Below are 26,486 nucleotides of genomic sequence, written 5' to 3'. Positions count from 1 at the left end.
GTCGCGGCCGGGGATGGCAGGCAGCCGGTGATTGCAGGAGCGGGCACGACGGAGCGTGCCCCTCCAGCGGCGTGAACCGTCCGTGCAAGTGGAGGGCCGCGCTCGGTCGCGGCCGGGGATGGCAGGCAGCCGGTCATTGCAGGAGCGGGCACGACGGAGCGTGCCCCTCCAGCCGCGGGGGCCCCGGGCGACCCTATGGGGGCCGTGCCGCGTCTTTGACAAGCGCGGCCCCCCCAACTATATTGGCGCCGCGGGGGCCGTTCGGCCCGCCTGCCCGAACAGAGGAGACACGCCCGATGGATTCGCTGCAGATTGCCGAGCAACTGATCAAGCGCCAGGAGGCCCGTTCCGAGGGGAAGAAGCTGGTGCTTCTGGTTCTCGACGGCCTGGGGGACATCCGGCACGGGGACAACGAGTTCCGCACGCCCCTGGAGGACGCCCGCACCCCGAACCTGGACAAGCTGGCCCACCACAGCGCGGTCGGCCGCATCATCCCGGTCGACCACGGCATCACGCCCGGCAGCGGCCCGGCGCACCTGGGCCTGTTCGGATACGACCCGCGCGAGGTGGAGATCGGCCGCGGCGTCATGGAGGTCGTGGGCATGGGCATGGCCCTGCAGCCCGGCGACGTGGCCGCCCGCGCGAACTTCTGCACGATGAAGGACGGCAAGGTGACCGACCGCCGCGCCGGGCGCCCCAGCACCGAGGACGGCACCCGAACGGTCGAGCGGTTGCGCGAGAAGATCCGGACCATCGGCGACGTGGAGGTCATCCTGCTGGCGGGCCAGGGGCACCGCTTCGGCGTCGTCTTCCGCGGGCCGGGCCTGGCCGCAGGCGTCAACGACACCGATCCGCACGAGAACGGCCGTCCGCTGCACGAGGCTCGCGCCGAGACCGAGGCCGCGCGCAAGACGGCCGAGGTCATCAACGAGTTCGTGCGCCTGGCCCAGGAGGCGCTGGCCGGCTCCGAGCCCATCAACGGCGTCATGACGCGCGGCGTCTCCTGCCGGCCCGACATTCCCACGCTGGCCGACCGCTTCGGGCTGCGCTGCGCCGCCATCGCCACGTACCCCATGTACAGGGGCCTGGCCAGCCTCGTGGGCATGGACCTTCTGGAGACGGGGCCGTCCGTTCAGGAGGAGTTCCAGACCTACCTGGACAACCGCGACGCCTACGACTACTTCTTCATCCACGTCAAGCCGACCGACGAGGCCGGCGAGGACGGCTCGCACGAGCGCAAGGTGCAGGCGATCGAGGCGGTGGACGAGAGACTGCCCATGCTGCTGAACCCGAAGCCCGAGGTCCTGGCGTTGACCGGCGACCATTCGACCCCGTGCCCCATGAAGCTGCATAGCTGGCATCCCGTGCCCCTGCTCCTGCATTCGCCGCGCTGCGGCGCCGACCTGCCGGAGCGGTTCACCGAGGCCGAGTGCAACAAGGGCGGGCTGGGCATCTTCCGCTCGATGTACCTGCTGCCGCTCATGCTGGCCAACGCGGGCCTGCTGGACAAGTACGGCGCATAGAGGCGAGGACGATAGCCTATGCCGGTTGAGACGATCCGCTGGGTCGGCGGCACCGACGGCCGCGTGGAGCTGGTGGACCAGACACTGCTGCCGGCGGAGTTCAAGTACAGGACGTGCGAAACAGTGCAGGAGGTCTGGGAGGCGATCCGCACCCTGCGCGTGCGCGGCGCGCCGGCCATCGGCATCGCCGCCGCCATGGGTGTCGTGCTCGGCGTGCGGCGTGCCCTGCCTCGCGGCGTCGAGGCGATGCGGGGCGAGCTGGAGCCCGTCAGCGACTACCTGGCTTCGAGCCGCCCGACGGCCGTCAACCTGGTCTGGGCCCTGGAGAGGATGAAGCGCACGGCCCGCGAGCACGCGGACCCGGCCCCCGGGGCGTTCCTGCAGCGGCTGCTCGAGGAAGCCCTGCGCATCCTCGAGGAGGACAGGGACGTCTGCCGGCGCATCGGCCGCCACGGCGCGGACCTGCTGGCCGACGGTGCCACCGTCCTGACGCACTGCAACGCCGGCGGGCTGGCCACGGCCGACTACGGCACGGCGCTCGGCGTGCTGTTCGCCGCGCACGAGCAGGGGAAGCGCCTGTCCGTCTACGTCGACGAGACCCGGCCGCTGCTCCAGGGCGCGCGCCTGACGGCCTGGGAGCTGCAGCAGGCGGGCATCCCCGCCACGCTGATCTGCGACAACATGGCGGCGCACGTGATGCAGCGTCGGGGTGTGGACGCCGTGATCGTCGGTGCCGACCGCATCGCCGCCAACGGCGACGCGGCCAACAAGATCGGCACCTACGGGCTGAGCGTGCTGGCCCGCGAGCACGGCGTGCCGTTCTACGTGGCGGCGCCGATCAGCACGTTTGACCTCTCGCTGGCGGACGGCAGCCTGATCCCCATCGAGGAGCGCGCCGCCGAGGAGGTCACCCGCTGGGGGGGGCACGTCACGGCTCCCGAGGGCATCGCCGTCTACAACCCCGCCTTCGACGTGACCCCGGCGCGCAACATCGCTGCCATTATTACGGAAGAAGGCGTGATCCGAGCGCCGGATGCGCAGGGCGTGGCGCGCGTCGTGCCGGCGGCCCGTCCGTGAAGGAGGAGGGGATGGCACAGGATGCGGACGTGCGGCGGCCGAGCTGGGACGAGTACTTCATGCGCATTGCGCACGAGGTGGCGCGGCGCGCCACCTGCCTGCGACGCCGCGTGGGCGCCGTGGTGGTGTTGAACAAGCGGATACTGGCCACGGGCTACAACGGCGCGCCCAGCGGGCTGCCGCACTGCAGCGAGGTCGGCTGCCTGCGCGACCAGCTCAACGTGCCCAGCGGCGAACGGCACGAGCTGTGCCGGGGACTCCACGCCGAGATGAACGCGCTCCTCCAGGGCGCGCGGCATGGCGTGCGCATGGAGGGCGCGTGCCTCTACTGCACGCACGTGCCGTGCAGCCTCTGCTCGAAGATGATCATCAACACGGGGATCGTGCGGGTCGTCGCGACGCGGGAGTATCCGGACGCGTTTGCGCGCGACATGTTCCTGGCGGCCGGGGTGGAACTGGTCGTGCTGGCCGACGGCGGCCCGTGAGCCGGGAGGGACGTCCATGGGGCATGCACTGAAGCTCAAGTTTCCGTCCGCCTGCCATGTCGGGCCCGGTGCCGTGCGGGCGTTGGGCGAGGAGGCGGCGCGGCTCGGCCGCCGGGCCCTGCTGGTCACGGGCCGGCACGGGCTGCGTCGGGCGGGGATCACCGAGCGGCTCACGACGCTCCTGCAGGAGGCGGGCGTGGCCGTGACGACCTTCGAGGAGGTGCGGCCGGAGCCCGACGTCGGCACGGTGGACGCCGCCCGGGCGGCCATCCGCGAGTCCGAATGCGACCTGGTGGTCGAGGCGGGGGGCGGCAGCGCACTGGACGTCGGCAAAGTGGCCGCCGCCCTGGCCGGCGAGGAGGCGCCGACCGCGCAGTTCCACACCCAGTCGATCGAGTCCCGCGGGCTGCCCCACGTGGCCATTCCGACGACGTCGGGCACCGGCGCCGAGGCGACCCCCAACGGCGTGCTGACCGCCCCCGGGGCGCGGCTCAAGCAGAGCATCCGCGGCGCAGGCGTGCTGCCGACCGTGGCCATCGTGGACCCCGATCTGACGCTGGCCTGCCCGCCCGGCGCCACGGCCGCCGCGGGAATGGACGCGCTGGTGCAGGGCATCGAGTCCTACCTGTCGGTGCACGCCATCCCCACCACGGATGCGCTGGCCCTGGCGTCGGTTCGGCTGACCTCGGGCAACCTGCTCGCCGTCTGGCGCGACGGGCAGGACCACGACGCGCGGGCGGCCATGTCCGAGGGCAGCTTCCTGGCCGGGCTGGCCCTGGCGAACGCCCGTCTGGGCGCCGTGCACGGCATCGCCCATCCGCTGGGCCTGTGCCTGGGCCTTCCGCACGGCGTCGTCTGCGGCGCGCTCATGCCGCCCGTGCTGCGGCGGAACCGGGCGGCGGCGGGCGCGAAGTACGAGGCCCTGCGCGAGGCGATGGGCGGCGAGCCCGTCCGGGTGCTGGAGTCCCTGCTGGACGGACTGAGCCTGCCGCGCAGGCTCGGCGCGCGCCCGAAAGGCGAGTGGGAACGCATCATCGTGGACTACGCAGTCAGGAGCGGCTCCAGCCGGGCCAACCCCGTCGCCGTCAGCGAGTCCTTCGTCCTGGCCGTGCTTGACGAGGTGTGCGTGTAGACGGTGGGGTGCGACCCCTGGGCTGGAGGGGCACGCTCCGTCGTGCCCGGCGGCGCGGGCCGGGCCGGCGCGAGCCTTTCGAATCGGCCGAGTCTGTGGTAATCTGTAGCCGCGGGGTGTGTCCCGCTCTTCCCGCACAGTCGAGGATGCGAAGGTGGAACTGCGTTACTACCCGGATCGAGTGCTCAAGCGGACGTGTCGGCCCCTGCGCGAGGTGAGCCGCCAGACGGTCGACCGGGCCGAAGAGATGCTGGAGATGATGTACGTCGAGGACGGCGTGGGCCTGGCCGGCCCGCAGGTGGGCTGGACGGACCGGATCATCACGCTGGACACGGAGGGCGACCGCCGGGGAACCCGCATCTTTGTCAACCCGCTGATCGTGCATCGCGAGGGCGAGGCGCAGAGGGAGGAAGGCTGCCTGAGCCTGCCCGGCATTCGGGCGTACGTGCCGCGGGCCGCGAAGGTAAAGGTCGTGGCGTACACCCTGGGCGGCGAGAGGCTGGAGATCGAGGCGGACGGCCTGGCCGCATGCGCCTGGCAGCACGAGGTGGACCACCTGAACGGCCTGCTGTTCATCGACCGGCTGCCGCCGACGACGCTCATCACCCTGCGCGAGCCTCTGCGGAGGCTGGAGGCGGAGGCGGCCGCCCGCGCCTCCTCGTGACGTCCGTTGTGCCTGCTCTCCCCGACGAAGGCCCGTCCATGAACCTGGCATTCCTGGGCAGTCCCGACTTCGCGGTGCCGACCCTGGAGGCACTGCACGAGGCGGGGCACCGGGTGCGCCTGGTCATCACGCGGCCGGACCGGCCGCGCGGCCGCGGGCGCAAGCCCGCTGCGACGGCCGTCAAGCAGGCCGCCGAGCGTCTGGGACTGCCGCTGTGGCAGCCCGAGAGTGTGAACCGGCCCGAGACCGCGCGGGCGCTGGCCGAGTCGGGGGCCGAGATGGGCGTCGTGGCCGCCTACGGCGAGATCCTGCGCCCCTCCGTCCTGTCCGCTCTGCCCCAGGGCTTCCTGAACCTGCACGCGTCGCTGCTGCCGGACTACCGCGGCGCGGCGCCCGTGCACTGGGCGCTGATGCGCGGCGAGACCGGGACGGGCGTGACCGTCATCCGCATGGCGCCCCGGCTCGACGCCGGGCCGGTCCTGGCCGCCGCGAAGGTGCGCATCGGCGACCGCGAGACGATGGGCGAACTGGAGGCCCGGCTGGCGCGCGAGGGCGCCGCACTGATGGCCGAGGTCCTGCGGCGGCTCGACCGCGGCGAGGCCGTGCCCGAACGGCCGCAGCCGGCATCGGGCGGCTTCTTCGCGCGCGCCCTGACGAAGGACGACGGGCGGCTGGCCTGGACCGTCCCGGCCCGTGAACTCTGCAACCGCGTCCGCGGGCTCACCCCCTGGCCGGGCGCCTGGACCGTGCTGGAGACCGGCGGCAGGCGCGTGAAGGTCACGCTCCTGTGCGCCGAGCCGGCGCCCGTGCCCGGCGACGGGGCCGAGGCCGGCGCTGCCGTCGCGCCCGGCACGGTGCTGGCCGTCGAGCCGGACGCGCTGCGGGTGCAGGCCGGCCGGGGCGCGGTGCGCGTGCGCGCACTGAAGCCGGCCGGCAGCCGGGCGATGTGCGTGCCGGACTTCGTGCACGGGCACCGCGTGCGGCCCGGCGACCGGTTCGTTGCGCCGACCGACGGGGACTGATCCGCCGGGGCTTGCATCGGACGGGCTCCAGAAGGGATACTGAGATTGTGGGAACTGCGCTGGTCAGACTGATGAACGCGGTCACGCGCGCTCGGCGCACGCGCTGCAGGCCCGAGGAACTCCTCATGCTTCTGCCGTCGTGCCTGCAGAACAGCCATTGCGAACGCAAGATCACGCGCGACGTGCAGGAATGCCGGCGTTGCGGCCGCTGCAAGGTCAAGGACGTCCTGGACCTTGCGGACCGGTACGGGGTGCGTTGCGCGGTCGCGACGGGCGGCCGTCTGGCGGTCGAACTGGCCCGGGACAGGGGCGTAAAGGCCGTGCTTGCCATCGCCTGCGAGAAGGAGTTGCGCGAGGGCATGGCGGCCATCTTCCCCAAGCCCGCCCTGGGCGTCATCAACGCGCGGCCCAACGGGCCCTGCACCGACACGGACGTGGACGTGGCCGAGGTCGAGAAGACCATCCGCCGCCTGTTGAGGCGTTGAACGGGCGGCCCCTGGCGGGAGTGATCACTGGTGACAGCCGGCAACACGACCGTGCTCCAGTGTGGGGAGTGCAAGAAGCGCTACCGGTTCCAGGGCGCGCCTGACGGCAGGGCCCTGCGCTGCCCGGAGTGCGGAGCCCCTCTGAAGGCCGTTGGGGCCGCGCCCCTGCGCAGTCAGCTCCGCGACGAACTGGCGCGGCTCTCGGCCGTCGAAGCGCTCGACCCGGCCGCCCGAACCCGGGTGCGGGTGGCCGAACGCGCGCGCCGGCCCCTGTCGCCGTGGATGCTCTGGGGCGCTGCGGCCCTGCTGCTGGCCCTGGTCGGTGCCGGAGGCTGGTGGGCCTACGCGCGCGCCCACCGGGGGCCGCCGGAGCTGTCGGAGGCGGTCAGGTCCGCGATCCGGAGGGCGCAGTTGAGCGACGTGCCCGGGCACGAGGAGCAGGCCCTGTCCGACTGGACGTCCGCCCGCGGCTTCCTGTTGACGCAGCGTGTTCAGCAGAAGGTCCCCGATGCGTTCCATGAGGAGGCCGCCCGGATGCACGCGCGGATCCGGGAGCTTCAGGAGATCGTCCGCCGCCGGCGCGCCGGCCTGCCGCCGCTGCAGAACGTGCTGGCGGAGGCGCGCATGGCCCTGGAGGACGGGCGCAGCCGCCAGGCCGTCGAGGCGCTGGAGGGCCTGCTGCCGAAGATCGCGGAGGCCGACGTGCCGGAGACCGACCGGGAGCGGTTCCGTGCCGAGACCGAGGGGCTCCTGATGCTCGCCCGCACGGCGGCGGCCGCGGCCCCGGCTCCGGCGAGCGCCGCGCCGGCGTCCACCCGGCCCGCCAGGCCGCGCCGGCGGCCCGTGCCGGAGGCCGTTGCGCCTGCGTCCGGGGCGGCGCCGCTGGGTGCGGTGATCGACGCTCCCGGCGAGGCCCTGCTCTGGCGCGCCGAGTCCTGGGCGAACCCGGCCACGGTGAGCGTGGAGCCGGGAGCCGCCGTCATGGTCCGGCAGGAGGCCGGGCTGTACGACAAGTGGGCGATCAGCCTGGTGCGTGCGCTGGACGCGAGCGGGCACGGCCGGCTGGCGTTCGATCTGCAGTCCCCGCGGCCGGTCCGCGTGGCGGTCGCCCTCTGGACGGGCACCGGGGGGGCCACCATGTTCGAGTCGGCCGCCGAGACGGTGCGGGGTGGCGGGTGGCGGGAGGTGGTCTTTCCGCTCACGGGGCCGCGGTTCAAGTGCCTGGCGACGAAGTGGCAGTTCGGCGGCGAACTGAAGGACCCCGAATCGGTCGGGCGGATCACCCTGCTGTTCTACGACAACGTGCAGGCGCCCCTGCGCATCCGCAACGTGCGCCTGGTGCCGTAGCCGCCCCGCCCGCCGGGGCATGCGGGCGCTCAGGGCGGGGTGCGGGCCAGCGTGACCACCTGAACGTGCGCCGCCCCGTGGCGCTTGAGCACGCGTGCACACTCCCGCGCGGTCGTGGCCGTCGTCAGCACGTCGTCCACCAGCATCAGGCGCCGTCCGGCGACCTCGGCCCGGGAGCGGACGCGGAAGGCGCCGCGCACGTTGTCCCAGCGCTGCCGCGGGGCCAGGCGGGCCTGCTGTGAGGTGTAGCGGGTCCGGATCAGCGTCCCGGCCTGCAGCGGCAGGTCCAGCCGGCGGGCCAGCACGCGGGCCAGCAGCAGGGCCTGATCGTAGCCGCGTTCGCGCCGGCGCCGCGGGTGCAGCGGGATCGGCATCACGGCGTCGGCCGGTTCCAGCCCGTCCGGGTACCAGCCGCGTTCCAGCATGAAGCGCAGCACGCGCGGGCCCAAAAAGTAGCTGCCCCCGAACTTGAAGCTGTGGATGACCGATCGGATCGGTTCCGCGTAGAGCACGAACCCGCGCGCCCGGTCGAAGTGCCGCGCCTCGGCCCGGCACGCGATGCAAAGGCTCCCGGCGGCGGGGTCGCCCGAGAGGGGCACGCCGCAGACGTCGCAGACGGTGCCGGTGATCCGCAGCGCGCGCAGGTCGGCCGTGCAGTCCGCGCACAGTGTGCGGGCGTCGAACTCGGCCAGCGGGAGCCCGCAGTGGCAGCAGTGGCGCGGGTAGAACCAGTCCAGGGCCAGATGGGCCGCGCGGCGCAGGCCGGCCAGCGTGGTGCCGAGGGGGGATGGTTCAGGCATCGGGCCGTGCGGGGGCCTTTCGAGAGTGCTCGAGCAGGGTCAGCGCCGTGTTGTAGTGGATGGTGACGGTGTCGTCCACGCGCGCGGCGTAGCCGCCGGCGAGCACCACGGCGGCGGGGATGCCGCGTTCGGCGCACGCGCCGATCACCAGTTCGTCGCGACGTTTCAAGTCGTCCATGCTGAGCTGAAGCGAGCCGAGCTGGTCCTGCCTGTAGGGATCGGCGCCGGCGACGTAGAGGACGAACTCGGGGCGGTGGCGGTCGAGGGCGGGCGGGAGGTGCCGTTCCAGGTCGCGCAGGTAGTGGGCGCCGGAGCAGCCCGAGGGCAGGCCGATGTCCAGGTCGCTGCACCGCTTGATGGGATAGATCGCCTCCTCGTGGATGCTGAAGGTGAAGACCTCCGGTTCGCTGCGGAACAGCTCGGCGGTGCCGTTGCCCTGGTGCAGGTCGCAGTCGACGACCATCGCGCGCCGCACCAGGCCGTCGGCGCGCAGGATGTGCACGCCGAGGGCCACGTCGTTGATGTAGCAGAACCCCTCGGCCCAGTCTGCGAAGGCATGGTGGAAGCCCCCGGCCAGGTTCATGGCGAACGTGCGCTCGCGCACCGCCGTGCGACAGGCCAGCACCGTACCGCCGGCCCCGAGTGCGAAGGCGGCGACGATGTCGTGCGAGATCCGCATCTCGCTGCGCACGGTCCGCTCCGTGTGCCGGCCGGCGAACAGGTCGTCCAGGTACTCCGGCGTGTGGACGAGTTCCAGTTCGGCGCGGGTGGCGGCGGCCGGGGCCAGGAAGTCGTCTTCGGCCACCTGCCCGGAGCGCACGAGGCGGTCGTGCAGGAGGGCGTACTTCTCGATGGGGAAGACGTGCGTCCCGATGTCGCACCGGTAGAGGGGCGAGTAGACGAACCGGGCGCGTGCGGGCGTCTTGGCGTTCATGCGTCGAGCACCAGGGGAAAGGTGGGCGGCCGGCCCGGGCGCATCCGGAGCCGGAACTCCTCCTCACTGTCGGCATACAGCGGGCTGATCTCGATCGGGGGCGCTTCCTGCTCGGGCACCCGGACGCCGGCGGACCGCAGCCACTCGAGCCAGAGGCTCCGCATCATCCTGCGGGCCGAATCCGGGCTGTCGTCTCCCAGGGCGTTCTTGACGGGCGCGAACTGGCTCTCCCGGCGCACCTCAACGAAGGCGGTCTCCCGGCAGAAGGCGAGGGCATCGAAGAGGAAGCGCTCGAACTTGACGCAGCCCGGGCGCACCGTGCGGCGCCCCTCGTCGTCCAGGACCTCGTACGTCTTGCGTGCGACGTGCCAGGGCAGGCCGCGTTCGTCGCGGGCCACGTCCTCGACGAAGGGCACGCTCAGCACGTGGGCGGCGATGCTGCCGAAGCGCAGGCGCAGTTCGCCGTCGGGCAGCCGCGCGGCGGCGATGTCGCCGGGGACGTCGCTGTATTCGACGACGGCGGGGCGTCCGTCGAGGATCACGGCCAAGCCGAGGCGTTCGTCGGGCGAGCGCTTGGCCAGGACCTTCGAGGAGAGCCCGGCGCCGCGCCGGATGTGGTGGCCGAGGAAGCGGGGGTCCGCCACGTCCATCAGGGGGTTGTCGACCTGGAAGCAACTGATCAGGTCCCGGCCGCTCCGCGCGAGCATCTCGATCAGGCCGGAGCGGGCCAGCGCGTCGAACAGCCCGCCGTGTCCGTCCGGGCCGACCAGCAGCCTGTCCGCGTCGGCCAGCAGCAGGCGGCCGTCCTCGCTCAGGATCGGGTTGACCCCCTGGGTGAAGAAGTGGACCGTATCGGCGCCGAGGCCGAAGAAGGCGTTGCGCTCGAAGAACCCCCGGGTCTCCGCGTCGTTGTCCGGGCTGGTCATGATCAGCCACGGCAGCCCGCAGCCGTGTCGGCGCCGGGCGGCCAGCACCTTCTCGCCCAGCCACTGGAACAGGCTCTTGCCGCGCACCGGCGAGACGGGGAACAGGCCCTTCGGGTGGGGGTATCCCAGGCGTGTGCCCTGGCCGCCGGCCACGGTGAGCGCGGCCACGCGGTCGGCCCTCAGCGCGTCGAGCCCCAGGCGGGCGATGCCGGCCTCCCGCTCGCGCCCGGCCTCGTTGGTCGGGAGGACTTCGACCGGGGCGGGGCGGATGTCGTCGCCGCTCGGGGCGCTCGGCGGGGCATCCAGCAGGCGGCGGAACTCCCGCAGGCGGCCGAGGTCCAGGCAGGCCAGTTGCGCCAGCAGGCGTGCGCGTGCGGGCGCGTCCAGACGGTCGATCCGGTGCAGCACGTGCTCCTGGCCGTGCTCATGGAGTGCCTCCACGAGCGTTGATTCCGCCGGGCCGGGCCGGGCGTCCATGCGTGAACTCCTCCGGTTGTCAGCAGATTCGCGGGAGCTGTTCGCCGCTGAGCATCTGCAGCAGGCGGCGCGTGCCCAGCGCTGTCTGGAGGGCCACCGTGCCCTCGTAACGTGCGGTGACCTCGCCGACCGCCGCGGCGCCCTCGGCCCCCGGCACCGCGCGCAGCGCCGCGAGCACGGCGGGCACGCTCTCGGCGTCCACGACGGCGCCCAGGCGCCCCTCGCAGGCCATGTAGAGGGGGTCCAGTCCCAGTACCTCGCAGATGGCGCGCACCTGCTCGTGCACGGGCGTGCGCTCCTCGTGGATGAGCAGGCCGGGCCGGCCGGGGCCGGTCGCCTCGTTCAGCACGGTGGCCAGGCCGCCGCGCGTGAGGTCCCGCAGGAACGGCACGCGCCGCGCGGTGCGCAGCACGGCGGCGGCCGCGCGGGTGAGCGGGGCGCAGTCGCTCAGGATCGTCGTCTCCATGGCCATGCCCTCGCGGCGTGACAGGACGGCGGCCCCGTGGTCGCCGACCGGCCCGGAGACGATGACGACGTCGCCCTCGTGCGCCGGCCCGCCCGGGGGCGTGCAGCCGTCCATCGGGGTGCCGATGCCTGCCGTGTTGATGAAGATCCGATCGGCCTTGCCGCGCGGGACGACCTTTGTGTCGCCCGTGACGACCTCCACGCCGGCCTCCTCGGCCGCCCGGGCCATGGAGGCCAGGACGGCGTCCAGCTCGGCCGTCGGGAGGCCCGCCTCCAGGATCAGCGCGCACGAGATGTATCGCGGGGCCGCGCCGGCCACGGCCAGGTCGTTGACGGTGCCGAAGACGGCCAGCGAGCCGATGTCGCCGCCCGGGAAGACGATGGGGTCCACGACGAAGCTGTCGGTGGTGAAGGCCAGGCACGCGCCGCCGACCTCAAGCCACGCGCTGTCGGGCAGGGCCTGCAGGACGGGGGAGCGGAAGTGGTTCAGCAGCGTGCCCTCGATGAGGCGGCGCGTCAGGATGCCGCCGCTGCCGTGGCCCAGCCGGATGTGGTCGTCGCTCATGTCGCCGACTCCTCCGTGCCGTATCGGTAGAAGGCGGCGCAGGCACCCTCGCCGGACACCATGCAGGGGCCGACGGGCGAGTCGGGCGTGCAGGCGGCGCCGAAGAGCGGGCAGTCCGGCGGGCGGATCCGGCCGCGCAGGACCTCCGGGCACCGGCAGGCCGTCTGCTCGGCGTCGGGGGCGTCGGGCGGCGGCGGTTCGACGCGGAAGGGGTGCCAGTCCTCGCGCAGGTCCAGGCCGCTGCCGGGCAGCGTGCCGATGCCGCGCCACCGGCTGTCGGCCGGCGCGAACACCGCCTGGACGGCCGCCCGTGCGCGCGGGTTGCCGTCGGCGTGCACGGCGCGGCGGTAGCGGTTGTCCACGAGCGGCCGGCCGAACGCCGCCTGCTCGACGAGCGAGAGGACGCCCAGGAGGACGTCGGCGGGCTCGAAACCCGTGATGCAGCAGGCCAGGCCGTACTCGCGCGCCAGGAACTCGTAGGGGGCCGAGCCGGTGACCGTGCAGACGTGCCCGGGCAGCAGAAGGCCGTCCAGGGCCACCCCGTCGCCGCCGACCAGCGCCCGGAGCGCGGGCGGCATCGTTTTGTGCCCGGGCAGCACGCGCAGGTTGCGCACGCCGGCCGCGCGCGCCTCGCGCAGAGTGGCGGCGGTGGCCGGCGCCGTCGTCTCGAAGCCGATGGCCAGGAAGACGACCTCGCGTGCCGGCATCCGCCGGGCCAGCTCCAGGGCGTCCCGGGGGCCGTAGACCACGCGGACGTCGGCGCCGTCGGCCGCCGCGTCCTCCAGGCTGCCCGCCCGGCCGGGCACGCGGTGCAGGTCGCCGAACGTGGCGACCGTGCGGTCCGGCTCCGAGGCGATCTCGATGGCGCGGTCCAGGTAGCTCACCGGGGTCACGCAGACGGGGCAGCCGGGGCCGCTGAGCAACTCCAGGCCGTCCGGCAGGAGTTCGGGAATGCCGAACCGGTGGATGGCCATCGTGTGGCCGCCGCAGACTTCCATGAACCGGAGCGGGCGGCCGGCGGCCTCCGCGGCCGTGCGAATGCGCCGGCTCAGGTCGCGCGCTGCGACCGGGTCGCGGAACTCATCGACGAATCGCATCGCCCTCTCCGAGACTGCGGCGCAGTTCGTCAAGCAGCCGGAGGGTCTCCTGCGCCTCCTGCTCGTCCACCTTCTGGATGGCGAATCCGGCGTGGATCAGCACGTAGTCGCCGGGCTGCGGGTCTTCGATCAGGCAGAGGCTGACCTCCCGGGCCGCGCCCGAGATGTCGACCGTGCCGACCTCGCCGTCGACCTGCACGATCCTCGTCGGAACTGCCCAGCACATGTCATCCGTCCCCTTCTTCGTTCACCCGGGCCAGTGCGCACGCGGCCTGGCCCAGGCACAGGCCGCCGTCGTTGGGCGGCACGCGCGTCTGCAGCAGCACCTCGAAGCCGTCCGCCCGGAGGGCCGGCACGGCCGCCGCCAGGAGCGTGCGGTTCTGCATGACGCCTCCGGACAGGGCGACGATGCCCAGCCCGGTCTCGGCCCGCAGCCGGCGGCAGGTCTCCGCGATCAGGCGCGCCATGGTGCCGTGGAAGCGGCCGGCCACGTCGGCGACGCCTTCACCCCGGTCCAGGTCCCGGCAGATGCCGTCGAATGTGGCAGCGAGTGTGATCCGCCGCCCATCATATCCGAAACCGTACGGGTCCGTCGAATCGGCGGCGGCCCGGGCCTCCAGTTCGCAGGCCGCCTGGCCCTCGTAGGTGGTCCGCAGGCGTACTCCGAGGAGGGCGGCCACGGCGTCGAAGAGCCGCCCTGCGCTCGAGGTGAAGGGCGAGAACTCGCGGATCGCCATGGCCCGCTGCGCCTGCCCCAACTCCCGCTCGCCCACGTGGCGTGCCATGCGGGCCATGGCGGCGTCCGGGCCGAGCGCGTGCGAAAGGTGCGCGAGCGCCATGCGCCAGGGCTGATGGACGGCCTGTTCGCCGCCGGGCATCGGCACGTAGTCCAGGTGGTAGTGGCGCTCGTAGCTGCGCCGGTCGCACACGAGGAACTCGCCGCCCCAGACGGCGCCGTCGGGGCCGTAGCCCGAGCCGTCCCAGCTCACGCCGATGACGGGGCCGTCCAGGCCGTGCTCGGCCAGGCAACTGACGACGTGCGCGTGATGCTGCTGGACGGCCACGAGCGGCAGCCCGCGTGAATCGGCCAAGCGGCGGGCGTAGGCCGTGGTGGGGTAGTCGGGATGCAGGTCGCAGGCCACGACCTCCGGTTCCAGGCGCAGGAGCGCGCAGAAGCGTTCGACCGAGCGCGCGAAGTAGAGCGCGTTGTCGGCGTCGGAGACGTCGCCGATGTGCTGCGAGAGGAAGGCCCGGCGCCCGCTGGTCAGTGCGAAGGCGTTCTTCAGCATCCCTCCGGTGGCCAGCACGGACGGCCCGCCCGCCGTCAGCTCGACCGGGTCGGGCACGTAGCCGCGAGAACGGCGGATGGGAAGCGGGCGGCCGGCGAACGTCGCCACCACCGAGTCGTCGCACCGGTTGGCGATCGGCCGGTCGTTGGTCAAGATACCGTCCACCAGGTCCTGCAGCTCGCCCACTATGTGTTCGTGCGCGACGGCGATGGGCTCTTCGGAGCGGTTGCAGCTCGTCATGACGAGCGCCCGCGGCACGCGCGGGTCGTCGAACAGGAGCGCGTGCAGGGGTGCGTGGGGCAGCATGACGCCCAGGTCGGGCAGCCCGGGTGCGAGCGCGCCGGCGACGGCGCCCGCCGGCTGCCGGCGCAGAAGGACGATGGGCGCCGCCGCCGAGCGCAGAAGCGCCTCCTCGTCTGCCGAGACGACGCAGATCCGCCGGCAGGCGTCCATGTCCGGCACCATGACGGCCAGCGGCTTGGCCGGGCGGCGCTTGCGCGCGCGCAGCCGCCCGACGACGTCCTGGCGCGTGGCGTCGCAGGCCAGGTGGAAGCCGCCCAGACCCTTGACGGCCAGGATGGCGCCGCCGGCCAGCAGCCGGCGGGCGACCTCCAGGGGGTCGCCGTCCCGCGGGCGGCCGTCCGGCTCCAGGAACGAGAGGCGCGGCCCGCAGGCCGGGCAGGAGACCGTCTGCGCGTGCAGACGGCGGTCGGCCGGATCGGCGTATTCGCGCGCGCAGTCGGGGCAGGGGGCGAACGCGTCCATGGTGCTGCGTTCGCGGTCGAACGGCACCTGCCGCGCGATTGTGAAGCGCGGCCCGCACGCGGCGCACGTGATGAAGGCATAGCCGTGCCGGCGGTCGCCGGCGTCGTGCAGTTCGCGCAGGCATTCGCTGCACGTTGCGAGGTCGGGCGGAATGGGCAGCAGGCTGGGGCCGTCGGCGCGGCTCGGTGCGATGCGGAACTCCGTCTCGCCCAGCGGCTCGATCTCGCGGACGTCCAGCTCGTCGATGCGCGCCCGCGCGGGGGCCAGTGCGCGGAAGTTGTGCACGAACGCGTCCAGCGTCTCCCGGGGGCCTTCGACCTCCAGGACGACGCCCTCGGGCGTGTTACGGATGCCGCCGCCGCAGCCGCGCCGTGTCAGTTCCCGGTAGAAGGTGGGCCGGAAGCCGACCCCCTGCACGCGGCCGCGCACCAGCAGCCGGTAGCGCTTCGGGGCGGGCCTGCTCTGGCGGTCGTCGTCCACGGTGCATGTGCGGGCAGGGCGCCGGGGCGCCTACCGCGTCCTCATGGCCTGGTAGAAGTCACAGAGCCCCTTGACGGGGCACCCCGCGTGGTCCGGCTTGCGTGCGGTGCAGATGCGGCGCCCGTGCGTGCCGAGCAGCAGCGTGGCGCGGCTCCAGCGCGTGCGGGGGATGGCGGCGGCCAGTTCCCGTTCGATCTTGTCCGGATCGCTGCCCCGGGCCAGCCCCAGCCGGTCGGACACCCGCTTCACGTGCGTGTCGACGGCGATGGCGTCGTGCCCGAACGCCTGGGCCAGCACGATGCTCGCCGTCTTGCGGCCGACGCCCTGGAGCCGCGTGAGCGCGTCCATGTCGTCGGGCACCCCGCCCCCGTGCTCCTCGACGAGCGCCCGGCAGCAGGCCTGCACGCTGCGCGCCTTCTGGCGGAAGAAGCCGGTCGGCCGGATCAGCTCCTCCAGCTCGGCCGTGTCCGCCTCGGCCAGCGCGGACGCGGTGGCGTAGCGGGCGAACAGGCGCGGGGTCACCTCGTTGACGCGCGCGTCGGTGCACTGGGCGGCCAGCATGGTCGCCACGAGCAACTGGAGCGGGCTCTCGTAGTCCAGGTAGATGCGGGCATCCGGATGGGCGGCCTCCAGGGCGTCGAGTATCCGGAGCGCGCGGTCGGTGTCGTGTGCGGCGGCCATCGTCAGTTCCTCCGCTCCACGAGGAAGACGGCCAGGCCGGCCCTCAGGCTGGGCAGGGGGCCGCGCAGGGGCATGTGCGGGCGCATGTCCCAGTGGGCGAAGTCGGGGAAGCGGATGATGCCGCGCCGCACCCGGGGTCCGGCACGCGGGCGCCGGGGGCGAGGTCCTGCTCGATCATCCGGTAGTCCAGGCGCATGGGCATGCGGGCCGCTCCGTCGCGTTCTGTCCCTTCTACTCGAGGGCCTGCTTCAGGTCCGCGATCAGGCGGTCGATGTCCTCGATTCCGGCAGAGAGGCGGACGGTGTTGGGGCGCACACCGAAGGCGACGCGGCGGTCCTCGGGCAGGTAGAGCATGGTGGTCAGGACGGGGATGCAGACCAGCGTCTCGGTGGCGCCCAGGCTGACGGCGTGGTAGATGACGCCGAGCTTCTCGATGAAGCGCTTGGCGTCGTCCTGCGTCTCGCCGACGTCGAAGGCCATCAGGCCGCCGAAGCCGTTGACCATCTGGCGGGCGGCGATCTCGTGCCCGGGGTCGGTCGGCAGCCCTGGGTAGCGGATGCGCGTGATGCGGGGGTGATCGACCAGGAACTCGGCCATCGCCTGCGCGTTCTCGGCCATTCTCTGTGCGCGCAGGTCGAGCGTCTTCAGGCCGCGTTCGAGCCGGGCGGCCGAGTAGGGGTCCAGCGTCGTGCCGATGGCCTGACGGGTGAACCACAGGTCGTCGTACTGCTGGCGGGTGGCGCAGGCGGTGGCGCCGGCCATCAGGTCGTTGTGTCCGCCGAGGCCCTTGGTGGCGCTGTGGACGACCAGGTCCGCCCCGAGCTGCAGGGGCCTCTGGTGGTAGGGCGTCGCGAAGGTGTTGTCCACCACCAGCATGGCGCCGGCGTCATCGGCCACCTGGCGCAGCCGGGCGATGTCGACCGTCTTGCAGAGCGGGTTGCTGGGGGTCTCGCAGAAGATCATCTTTGTGTTGGGCTGCACGTGCCGGGCCACGGCGTCCCCGTCGTCCGCGTCGAGCCAGGTGATCTCGACCCCGAACCTCTCCAGGATGAGCGACACCTTGTAGTTGGCGCCGTAGACGTCGTGGAACGTCAGCAGGTGGTCGCCGGAGTTGAGGTAGGTCAGGAAGATCATCGTGATGGCGGCCATGCCGGTGGTGCTGATGACGCAGTCGTTGGCGCCCTCGGCGGCGGCGAGGCACTTCTCGACGGCCCGGACGGTCGGGTTGTCGTCGCGGTGGTAGGTGTAGCCGTCGATCTCTCCGTCGGTGATCTGGCGGAGCACCTCGAAGGAGCGGTATTCGTAGTTGACCGCGGCGACGATCGGCGTGACCATCGGGCGGTTTCCATACGGCGTCAGCGGATCTGTCTGATTCATGGCCGTCCTTCATATTGCCGCGGGTGATGGCCGCCGGTCCCGGAACGGCCCGGCGGACCCCCTCATACTACCCGGTGGCCGCGCCCCGGGCAACTGCGCGCACGCGCACGGCTTTTGAACCGCAGAGGACGCAGAGAACGCAGAGAACGGCAAACGGCAAACGGCGGACGGCAAACGGCAAAGGGTGAACGGCGAACGGCGGACGGCGAACGGCGGACGGCAAACGGCAAAGGGCGAACGGCAAACGGCAAAGGGCGAACGGCGAACGGCGGACGGCAAACGGCGGGCGGCAAACGGCGGACGGCGGACGGCGGACGGCGAACGGCGGACGGCGAACGGCGGACGGCGAACGGCGGACGGCGGACGGCGATTGAAGGGTCGACCAGATCTCTCAATTAGAGCAAACGGTGGCCTGCTTTCAAATCCCAGAAGGTATGTTACACTCCCCGAACCGAGCCTCGTGTGATCGCCTGGTGGGGGCGATTCTGATCGAGGTGGACGAGCAGTGGGAGCTGGAGGTGGCGGCGTATCTGGGCATGGAGCAGGACCGTGGGGAGGAGCCGCGGGCGACCACCTGAATCTCCGGTCGCCCTACGGGCTCCTTCCGATTCAGGTGGTCGCCCGGAGGACAAAGCAAACGGCATTTACAGAAAATATGTTGCACTGCTTATCTCTCATCCTTTCTTCTCTGCTTGTCTGTGTCGTCCGCCTTTCTCTGCGATCTCTGCGTCCTCTGCGGTGAATATGTCGTTCAGTGGGCGTCGTGGTGCCTGTCCTCCGTTCCTCTCTGTTTTCCTCTGTCGTTCGTTGTTCTCTGCGGTTTTGCGGCTCCCGGCGTTCATGCTACAATGCGCCCGGTCCGGGCGTCCACGAGGGGGCCGGGGCCGAGACCGATGGGCCGGAACGGGGCGAGATGGGGAACATCGAGCGATACCTGCGGCCGGAGGTGATCCGGACCGTGGCGCGGCTGGACCTGAAGGCCCGGTTCATCGTCGAGGGCTTCTTCAGCGGCCTGCACGCCAGCCCCTACCACGGCTTCTCCACGGAGTTCAGCGAGCACCGCGAGTATACCTTCGGCGACGAGCCGCGGCTGATCGACTGGAAGGTCTTCGCCCGCACGGACAAGCACTACGTCAAGCGGTTCGAGGCGGAAACGAACCTGAACTGCCACATGCTGCTGGACGTGAGCGAGTCGATGGCCTACGGCTCCGGCGGGGGCCTGAGCAAGCTCGACTACGCCATCTGCATGGCGGCGGCGCTCGGATACATGCTCATCCACCAGCAGGACAACGTGGGCCTGGTGACGTTCGACGAGGACGTGACGAACCTCGTGCCCGCGCGCAGCCGGCGCTCCCATCTGGCCGCGCTGCTCGGCGTGCTGGCCGGCGCGCTGCGGCACCGTCCGTCGCGGCTGGCCCACAGCCTGCACCGCAGCGCCGGCATGCTGTCGCGGCGCGGCCTCGTGATCGTCCTCAGCGACCTGATCCCGTCGGAGCACGAGGAGCCGGACGACGTGCTCGACGGCCTGCGGCATCTGCGGCATCGCGGGCACGACGTCATCTGTTTCCAGCTCCTGGACCATGCGGAGGTGCGGTTCCCGTTCCACGGCCCCGTGCACTTCATGGACGTGGAGAGCCTGCGCACAGTGCGCACCGACGCCGACGCCGTGGCGGCGGGCTACCGTCGCGAGGTGGAGGCATTCGTCCGGAAGTGCCGCGACGCCTGCCGCCACGAGCGCATCGACTTCCTGCAGGTCGATACGGAGGACTCGTTCGACCGGGTGCTGCTGGCCTTCCTGCGCGCGCGACAGAGCCGATTCTGAGCCGACCATGGGCAACATCACGTTCATGCATCCGGCCCTGCTGGCCCTGACGGCCGCGGCCGCCGTGCCGATCCTCATCCACCTGCTCTCGCGCCGTCGGCCGGTCGTGGTGCGTTTCGCGGCCGTGCGGTTCGTGCTGGCCGGCCGGCGGCGGACCTTCCGGCGAGTGCAGTTCCGCTACCTGCTCCTGCTCCTGCTGCGCGCGTTCCTGCTGGTGTTGTTCGCGGTGCTGCTGGCCCGGCCGGTGGTGAGCCGCGGCGGGCGCGCGGCAGCCGCCGCGCACGTGGAGGGCACGCCCGCCACGGTGCTGATCCTGGACGACTCGCTCAGCATGCGGTACCGGGCGGGGGACTCCAGCCCGTTCGAGCGCGCCCGGGAGGCCGCCGCCGAGTTCGCCGCGGGGCTGCCGCCCGGCGCGGCGGCCGCCGTGATGACGACGTCGCGGCCGACCGGCCGACTGCTGCGGGACGTCCACGGCCTGCCCGGCCGCATCCTGGCCCTGGAGCCCGGCACGCGGGCCGTCCCGTGCTGGGGCGCCCTGGAGGCCGCCGGCCGCCTGCTGCGGACCGACGGCCTGTCGCGGCGCGACGTCGTGCTCTATACGGACATGACACCGTCGGCCTGGGCCGGGCGCGAGCAGCGGCGGGCGGACGTCGGCGCGGACGTGCACGTCCTGGTTGTGGACTGCGCGCCCGAGCCGGGTCGGAACGGCTCGGTCACGGAGCTGCGAGACCTGGGCGAGCCCGCCCTGGCGGGCGGCATGCTGCGCCTGCAGGCCCGGCTGAATGCCTGGGGCGCCCCGATGCGCAGGTCCGTGCAGTTCGAATACGACGGCGTGCCCCTCCAGCGTCGGGAAGTGACCCTGGATGCCGACCAGGAGACGAGCGTCGACTTCGACGTCCTGCTGTCCGAGAGCGGCCACCACTGGGGTCGCGTGGGCTTCTTGACCCCCGACGGCCTGCCGCAGGACGACGCGCGGACGTTCACCGTGGACGTGGCGCCGGACGTCGGCGTGCTCTGCGTCGAGGACAGTGTGCGCGGGGACCAGGACTCGATCTCCTACTTCTTCCGCCTCGCGCTGAACCCCTGGGGGCGGGACGGGCGCGGCATCCTGCGCGTGGGGCGCGCTGCCACGGCCGAGCTGGCCACCGTGTCGCTGGCTCCGTACGACGTGGTGGCGCTGGTCGGCGCGGGGGCGATGACCGACGAGGCCTGGCATCGGCTGGCGGCCTACGTGGCCGGCGGGGGCGGGCTGGTGGCCTTCCTGGGGCCCGAGACGGCCGACGCCTACCGCACGCCGGCCGCCGGCGGGCTGTTGCCGGCCCGGGCCGGCGCGCCCTTCGCCGCGCCGCCGGACTCGCCGCTGACGCTGCGCGCCGTGGACCGGGAGCATCCGTTCGTGGCGGCGCTCACGGACTCGGGGGCCACGCTGGCCCAGGTGCACTACCGGCAGTGCCGCCGCGTGGTCCTCGCGCCCGATGCGCACGAGCTGATGAGCTTCGGCCCGGGCCTGCCGGCGCTGGTCGTGGGCGGGACGGGTGGCAGGGCGGCCGTCTTTGCGTCCACGGCCGACGAACGCTGGGGCGACTTCGCCAAGACGGAGCCGTTCGTGCCGTTCTGCCACGAACTGGTGCTCCACCTGGCCGGCCGGGCCGGCCGCGGCATCCGGAGCCTGGCCGCCGGGGCGCAGGCGCCGATCACGTATGAGGTCTCCCGCTGGCCCACCGTCGTCTACGTGACCCCGCCGGGCGCCGACCGGCAGCGCCTGCTGCCGGGCACCACGCCGGGCCGGCTGACCTGCCGGCAGACCGAGGCCCCCGGCTACTACGCGGTGGACTTCGAGCGGCACGACAGGACCTGGAGCAGCGGGTTCGCCGTCAACGTGGCCGGGATCGAGAGCGACCTGCGCAGAGTGCCGGCGGCCGCGGTCGAGGCGGCGGTCGACGCCGCCTCGGTCCGGGTGGTCTCGGCGGCGGCGCCGCCGCCGACGGCCGCCGACGGTGTGCGCGCGGGACGCGTGGAGCTGGCCCCGTACCTCGCCCTGCTCGTGCTGGTGCTGCTCGTGGCGGAATGCGTCCTGGCGAACCGGTTCTACGGTCGCCAGGGGCGGCCGGTGGACGGCTGACCGGGCGTGCGGTTCAGAAGGCGGGCCACGTGCGGCGCACGTCGATCGCGTCGTTCGGGCAGACCTCGGTGCAGCAGTAGCAGGCGATGCAGCGGCGGGCGTCGACCAGGTAGCGCTTCGCGACCGGGTCGAACGCGATGGCGCGGCTCGGGCAGTTGCGCTCGCACTCGCCGCAACGAATGCAGGTGCGGTGGTCGATCACGGCCCGGCGGTCGGTCACCAGGTGGACGACCGTCTGCAGCAGCCGGCGGGGAAGGAGCCGGAGCAGCAGGGCGCCGGCTGCGGCGGGGGGCCGGGCGAAGCGGCGCGTGACGAAGGCGGCGGCGGGCTCGCCCCGCACGTCGATCGCCTCGGGGGCGGCCGTGCCCAGGCCGCGCAGTGTGCACTGCTTCAGGAGCGGGATGCGCAGCGGGCGGAAGCCCATGACCTGCGCGCAGAAGCTGTCCAGGGCGACCGGGTCGCCGGAGGCGGCGATCAGGTCGGCGCGGCGCAGCCGTCCGTGGGCGGGGCCCCGCCCCTCCATGCCGATCACGCCGTCCATGAACGCCACGCCCGGCCGCACCAGCGCGTAGAGGTCGCAGAGCGCCTGCACGAAGTCGGCCGTGTGCGGGGCCATGGCGTGAACCTGCTTCTTTGCCGTGCCGGGCACGAGGCCGAAGATGTTCTTCACGGCCCCCGTGGTGTAGGTGAGTCCGTGCGTCTTGAGCTTCGCCACGGAGACGATCAGGTCGAACTGGTCCAGGTTGCCGGGCAGTGTGATCTCGGTGCAGATGCGGCCCTGCGGGAAGGCGACGACGTGGCGGGGCTGCGCGTCGACGTTGTAGAGGTCGGCTCCCAGCCCGCGCGCCACGCGGTCCATCTGCGAGTTGCGGATGGCCTGGGCGGTTGCGGCCGGCGTCAGGCTGCCGCAGGAGTCGCCGATGGCCAACTCGCAGCCGTACTCCCCGCGCAGTATCTCGCCCAGGGCCTGCACGACGGCCGGATGGGTGTTCACGTGTGCGTCGATGGGCTGACGGCTGGTCAGCAGGTTGGGCTTGAGGAGGACGCGGCGTGCGTTTCGGAACGCGTCCTGCACGTCCGGCAGGGCATCGACACAGGCGGCGACGGCCGTTCGGACGGCCCGCGGGTCGTAGCTGTCGCAGCGTGCGGAGGCGACCGTTGCGCGGGCGGACGGTCTCGGGGCGGGTGGCTGGGCGGCCTCTGCGGTCATGGTGCGGTCCCCGGATCGGGCGGAATGGCGCAAGCCCTCCATTGTAGCGGAGGCGGCGGCCGGCGGCCACGGGAAGCGGGTTGCGGACCCGCCGCACGCGGCCGTCGGAGGGTTCGCCGGGGCCGGTCCGGGCCATGCCCGCATGGACATCGGGCGGGCGGTCTCCTATAATGTCTGCGTGGTCCGCCGCCGATGCGCCGGGTGGGCGTTTGGCGGGCTCGGGCCGAGTCGGCAGCTCGTACTTCATTATCTGCAAGGGTTTGCGATGGCAGGCGTGCTTTCGAAGGTTGCGAACGTCGCCAAGGCGGTGATCGGCACGTCCAACGAGCGCATCCTGCGGGACATCGTGCCACTGGTGGACCGGATCAACGAACTCGAGCCGGAGTTCCAGCGCAAGTCCGACCGCGAACTGCGCGGGATGACGGAGAGCTTCCGCGACAGGCTCAAGGACGCGAAGGGCTTCGAGGCGAAGCAGAAGATACTGGACCAGATCCTTCCGGCGGCGTTTGCGACCGTGCGGGAGGGCGCGCGGCGCGTGCTGATCACGCCCGCACCCGAGAGCCCGTACCCGATGATGCGCCCGTTCGACGTGCAGTTGATCGGCGGCATCGTGCTGCACCGTCACATGATCGCCGAGATGGTCACCGGCGAGGGCAAGACCCTGGTGGCCACCTTCGCGGCGTATCTGAACGCCCTGCCCGGCGACGGCGTGCACATCGTGACGACCAACGACTACCTGGCCCGGCGCGACTGCGAGTGGATGACGCCCGTCTACCGGCTGCTGGGCATGACGACCGGCGCCATCCAGGCCTTCCAGGCCCCCGAAGAGAAGCGCCAGGCCTACCTCTGCGACATCACGTTCGGCAACAACAGCGAGTTCGGCTTCGACTACCTGCGCGACAACATGCGCTACAGCCCCGAGCACCAGGTGCAGCTCGTGCGCGGGCTGAACTACGCCATCGTCGACGAGGTCGACTTCATCCTGATCGACGAGGCGCGCGTGCCCCTGATCCTCAGCGGGCCGACGCTCCAGCAGTCCGAGAAGTACTACATGGCGAACAACATCGCCAAGTCGCTCAGGCGCGATCGCGACTACGAGGTCAAGGAGAAGGAGCAGTCCTGCCACGTGACCGACGAGGGGGAGGCGCGCGCCGAGCGCATGCTGGGCGTGGACAGCATCCGCAGCGAGGGCAACGACGAGTGGCCGCACTTCATCGAGACGGCGCTGCGCGCCCATGAGTTCTTCCACCGCGACACCGAGTACATCGTGCGCGACGGCGAGGTCGTCATCGTCGACGAATTCACGGGGCGGCTGATGGAGGGGCGCGTCTGGTCCGACGGCCTGCACCAGGCCGTGACGGTCAAGGAGGGCCTGAAGCTCAAGCAGGAGACGCAGACCGAGGCGACCATCACGTTCCAGAACTTCTTCCGCCTCTACAACAAACTGGCCGGCATGACGGGCACGGCCATGACGGAGGCGGCGGAATTCCAGAAGATCTACGGCCTGGGCGTCGTGGCCATCCCGACGAACCTGCCGCTGATCCGCAAGAACCACCCGGACCGCGTCTTCCGCAGTTCGAAGGAGAAATGGGACGCGGTGGCCGAGGAGATTGCCCAAGCCCATGCGGATGGGCGGCCCGTCCTGGTCGGCACGACCAGCGTGGAGACCAGCGAGGACCTCAGCAAGCGCCTGACCCGCAAGGGCCTCCGGCACGAGGTGCTCAACGCACGCCCCGAACTGGCCGCGCGCGAGGCCGACGTTGTCGCGGGCGCCGGGCAGCCCGGCGCCATCACCATCGCCACGAACATGGCCGGCCGCGGCACCGACATCGTCCTGGGGCCCGGGGTCGTCGACAAGGGCGGTCTGCACATCGTGGGCACGGCGCGGCACGAGGCGAGGCGAGTCGACAACCAGCTCCGCGGGCGGGCAGGGCGGCAGGGCGACCCCGGGACCAGCCGCTTCTACGTCTCGTTCGAGGACGAGCTGATGCGGCGGTTCGCGCCGGAATCCGTCCAGGCCTGGCTGCAGCGGGCGGGCATGGAAGAGGGCGTGTCGATCGAGAGCAAGATGGTCACGCGCTGGATCGAGCGGGCGCAGAAGCGCGTCGAGGAGTTCAACTTCGACATCCGCAAGAACCTCCTCGAATACGACGAGGTCATGGACGAGCAGCGCAAGAGCGTCTACGCCTGGCGGCAGAAGTTCGTCGAGAGCCGCGAGGTCCAGGACGAACTCCTGGCGCTGATCGAGGACTCGATCCGGGACGGCATCGACCTGTACGTCGCCCCGAAGGCGCCGCGCGACGAATGGGACCTGGACGGGCTCTCGGAGTGGTTCGAGCGCCGGGTGGGGATTCCGGCGGACCTTCCCGAGGAGGCGCGTGCCGATGCCGAGGTCCTGGAGACCCACCTGACCGCCGCCGCGCGCGAGGCCTTCCTGAGCAAGTGCGAGGACGTCGGCGTGGAGGCGATGCTCGACTTCGGGCGTTCGGTCGCGCTGCGCACGATCGACGTCAAGTGGAAGGACCACCTGCACGCCATGGACGAACTCAAGAGCGGCATCGGCCTGCGCGGCTACGCCCAGCTCGATCCCAAGATCGAGTACAAGAGCGAAGGCGGCGAGATGTTCGAGCGCATGCTCATCAGCATCGCCGACGAGGTCTGCAGCCTGCTGTTCCGCGTCCGGGTCGAGCGCCGCACCGACCGTGAGGTCGAGGGCATCTGGGGCATGACCGAGATGCGGCGGGAGCAGATGCAGGCGCTGCAGTATGCGCAGCGGCAGGAGACGGTCGCCGACGCCGCCGGGGCCCGGGCGCCGGCCGAGCCGATCCGCGTCTCACAGAAGGTGGGGCGCAACGACCCCTGTCCGTGCGGGAGCGGCAAGAAGTTCAAGCACTGCTGCGGCCGGTTCCGCTGACGGCCACCCTCATGCGAAATGCCGCTGCATCGCACCTGGCGCGTGCGGCAGGAACCGCCCAACGGCCGAGGGCGACCCTGCCTCGACGCGATCGACCCCACAGCGCAGATGCCCTGATCCTCATCGGCAGTTGATCGGGCGCGGCCGATTGGGTATACTCGGGCTTCCCAGGTGGGGGATTAGCTCAGCTGGGAGAGCGCGACAATGGCATTGTCGAGGCCACGGGTTCGAGCCCCGTATCCTCCACCACTCTCCCCTTTGCGTAACTCACTGCCTGCTCATCACTTGTGACTTGCGCCTCGGCGCCCGCCGCCAGCGCCTGCATGCTCGGAACATGCTCCTGCGTCAGTTCATCGACCTGCGTTGCCAGATCCGCAAGACGGCCGCCCCGCGCCCGGGCATACGTGTTCATCGTCAGCAGGGGCGTCGAGTGGCGGGCCAGCTCCTGCGCTTCTTTCACGGTTGCGCCGGCCTCGATCACGCCCGATATGAACGTCACGCGCAGGCCGTGGAAATCGGCCACGCCGTCCATGGTGAGACGGGGGATCTCGGCGGCCTTCCGATCCTTTGTGAACTCCCGGGCCTGATGGGAGGGCACGCGCAAGAGCAGCGCCACCAACGCGGCAACCATTGCGGCAGACCCGAAGGAGCTGAAGCGCGTCGGCACGTCCGTAGCACGAGGGGCGTCCGGTTCGTCCGATGTCACCGGTCACTTCAAAACCGGCCACGGGTGGTCACTTCAAAACCAGCCCGTTTATGTATGGTAGTTGACTGACATTGGAGCGTTTTCCCTCCCGGATTTCAAGCCTTCTGCTCGGTTGCCC

At 71.9% G+C, this 26,486-nt stretch carries 21 protein-coding genes and 1 tRNA gene; 12 read left to right on the top strand and 10 right to left on the bottom strand.

The window, feature by feature from the left end; translation table 11 throughout:
• The first annotated feature begins 296 nt into the window (after positions 1–296).
• The 8 genes from GXY85_11820 to GXY85_11785 all read left to right on the top strand — a co-directional run bounded on the left by GXY85_11820 (position 297) and on the right by GXY85_11785 (position 7,735).
• On the top strand, positions 297–1,523 hold the full coding sequence (locus GXY85_11820; GenBank protein ID NLW51510.1) for a 2,3-bisphosphoglycerate-independent phosphoglycerate mutase: 1,227 nt from the start codon (positions 297–299) through the stop codon (positions 1,521–1,523).
• Between the two features lie 18 nt (positions 1,524–1,541).
• Entirely contained in the window at positions 1,542–2,600 is a 1,059-nt protein-coding gene (gene mtnA, locus GXY85_11815; GenBank protein NLW51509.1) for an S-methyl-5-thioribose-1-phosphate isomerase, read from the top strand.
• Positions 2,601–2,629: 29 nt separating this feature from the next.
• On the top strand, positions 2,630–3,085 hold the full coding sequence (locus GXY85_11810) for a cytidine deaminase (GenBank protein NLW51508.1): 456 nt from the start codon (positions 2,630–2,632) through the stop codon (positions 3,083–3,085).
• Between the two features lie 16 nt (positions 3,086–3,101).
• Positions 3,102–4,217, top strand: coding sequence for an iron-containing alcohol dehydrogenase (locus GXY85_11805; GenBank protein NLW51507.1), 1,116 nt, complete (start codon positions 3,102–3,104; stop codon positions 4,215–4,217).
• A gap of 154 nt (positions 4,218–4,371) precedes the next feature.
• Positions 4,372–4,881, top strand: coding sequence for a peptide deformylase (gene def / locus GXY85_11800; GenBank protein ID NLW51506.1), 510 nt, complete (start codon positions 4,372–4,374; stop codon positions 4,879–4,881).
• A gap of 38 nt (positions 4,882–4,919) precedes the next feature.
• Positions 4,920–5,903: a methionyl-tRNA formyltransferase gene (locus GXY85_11795; protein ID NLW51505.1), complete on the top strand. Its 984-nt coding sequence runs from the start codon at positions 4,920–4,922 to the stop codon at positions 5,901–5,903.
• 71 nt (positions 5,904–5,974) lie between these two features.
• The gene (locus GXY85_11790) at positions 5,975–6,388 is read left to right on the top strand and encodes a DUF116 domain-containing protein (protein ID NLW51504.1); all 414 of its coding nucleotides are present in this window, start codon (positions 5,975–5,977) and stop codon (positions 6,386–6,388) included.
• A gap of 30 nt (positions 6,389–6,418) precedes the next feature.
• Entirely contained in the window at positions 6,419–7,735 is a 1,317-nt protein-coding gene (locus GXY85_11785; GenBank protein NLW51503.1) for a hypothetical protein, read from the top strand.
• Between the two features lie 29 nt (positions 7,736–7,764).
• Here GXY85_11785 and GXY85_11780 read toward each other — a convergent pair whose 3' ends face one another.
• The 9 genes from GXY85_11780 to GXY85_11740 form a co-directional block, all read right to left on the bottom strand.
• Positions 7,765–8,535, bottom strand: a complete 771-nt coding sequence (locus tag GXY85_11780; protein ID NLW51502.1) for a ComF family protein — start codon at positions 8,533–8,535, stop codon at positions 7,765–7,767.
• Positions 8,528–9,469 (bottom strand): histone deacetylase, encoded by a 942-nt coding sequence (locus GXY85_11775; protein ID NLW51501.1) that lies wholly within the window; start codon positions 9,467–9,469, stop codon positions 8,528–8,530. Before GXY85_11775 ends, GXY85_11780 begins: the two co-directional genes overlap by 8 nt.
• Positions 9,466–10,872, bottom strand: a complete 1,407-nt coding sequence (locus tag GXY85_11770; protein ID NLW51500.1) for a UDPGP type 1 family protein — start codon at positions 10,870–10,872, stop codon at positions 9,466–9,468. The genes GXY85_11775 and GXY85_11770 overlap by 4 nt, the downstream gene beginning before the upstream one ends.
• 19 nt (positions 10,873–10,891) lie before the next feature.
• Positions 10,892–11,902 (bottom strand): hydrogenase expression/formation protein HypE, encoded by a 1,011-nt coding sequence (gene hypE / locus GXY85_11765; protein NLW51499.1) that lies wholly within the window; start codon positions 11,900–11,902, stop codon positions 10,892–10,894.
• Positions 11,899–12,999 carry a hydrogenase formation protein HypD gene (gene hypD, locus GXY85_11760; GenBank protein NLW51498.1) on the bottom strand — a complete coding sequence of 367 codons (1,101 nt, stop codon included), beginning with the start codon at positions 12,997–12,999 and terminating at the stop codon, positions 11,899–11,901. The genes hypE and hypD overlap by 4 nt, the downstream gene beginning before the upstream one ends.
• Positions 12,983–13,225, bottom strand: coding sequence for a HypC/HybG/HupF family hydrogenase formation chaperone (locus GXY85_11755; GenBank protein ID NLW51497.1), 243 nt, complete (start codon positions 13,223–13,225; stop codon positions 12,983–12,985). The genes hypD and GXY85_11755 overlap by 17 nt, the downstream gene beginning before the upstream one ends.
• A gap of 1 nt (position 13,226) precedes the next feature.
• A complete protein-coding gene (hypF, locus tag GXY85_11750; GenBank protein ID NLW51496.1) occupies positions 13,227–15,533 on the bottom strand; it encodes a carbamoyltransferase HypF in 2,307 nt (768 codons plus the stop codon).
• A 30-nt stretch (positions 15,534–15,563) separates the two neighbouring features.
• Positions 15,564–16,214 (bottom strand): endonuclease III, encoded by a 651-nt coding sequence (gene nth, locus GXY85_11745; protein NLW51495.1) that lies wholly within the window; start codon positions 16,212–16,214, stop codon positions 15,564–15,566.
• Positions 16,215–16,445: 231 nt separating this feature from the next.
• Complete coding sequence (locus GXY85_11740; protein ID NLW51494.1) at positions 16,446–17,591, bottom strand: aminotransferase class I/II-fold pyridoxal phosphate-dependent enzyme; 1,146 nt, start codon at positions 17,589–17,591, stop codon at positions 16,446–16,448.
• A 913-nt stretch (positions 17,592–18,504) separates the two neighbouring features.
• Here GXY85_11740 and GXY85_11735 point away from each other — a divergent pair.
• Together GXY85_11735 and GXY85_11730 are read left to right on the top strand one after the other, a co-directional pair.
• Positions 18,505–19,413 carry a DUF58 domain-containing protein gene (locus tag GXY85_11735; GenBank protein ID NLW51493.1) on the top strand — a complete coding sequence of 303 codons (909 nt, stop codon included), beginning with the start codon at positions 18,505–18,507 and terminating at the stop codon, positions 19,411–19,413.
• A gap of 7 nt (positions 19,414–19,420) precedes the next feature.
• On the top strand, positions 19,421–21,538 hold the full coding sequence (locus GXY85_11730) for a hypothetical protein (GenBank protein ID NLW51492.1): 2,118 nt from the start codon (positions 19,421–19,423) through the stop codon (positions 21,536–21,538).
• 13 nt (positions 21,539–21,551) lie between these two features.
• Here the strand turns inward: GXY85_11730 and GXY85_11725 are convergent, their stop codons facing one another.
• Positions 21,552–22,748 carry a DUF362 domain-containing protein gene (locus GXY85_11725; GenBank protein ID NLW51491.1) on the bottom strand — a complete coding sequence of 399 codons (1,197 nt, stop codon included), beginning with the start codon at positions 22,746–22,748 and terminating at the stop codon, positions 21,552–21,554.
• A gap of 265 nt (positions 22,749–23,013) precedes the next feature.
• On the opposite strand from GXY85_11725, the gene secA reads away from it, so the two are divergent.
• A complete protein-coding gene (secA, locus tag GXY85_11720; GenBank protein NLW51490.1) occupies positions 23,014–25,662 on the top strand; it encodes a preprotein translocase subunit SecA in 2,649 nt (882 codons plus the stop codon).
• 173 nt (positions 25,663–25,835) lie between these two features.
• Positions 25,836–25,911, top strand: a tRNA-Ala gene (locus tag GXY85_11715).
• The last annotated feature ends 575 nt before the right edge of the window (positions 25,912–26,486 follow it).

This window comes from Candidatus Brocadiaceae bacterium (assembly GCA_012728835.1).
In the GTDB taxonomy this organism is placed as follows: domain Bacteria; phylum Planctomycetota; class Brocadiia; order SM23-32; family SM23-32; genus JAAYEJ01.
Note: the sequence above shows the minus strand (reverse complement) of the source record. Positions and strands in the feature narration are given on the sequence as shown.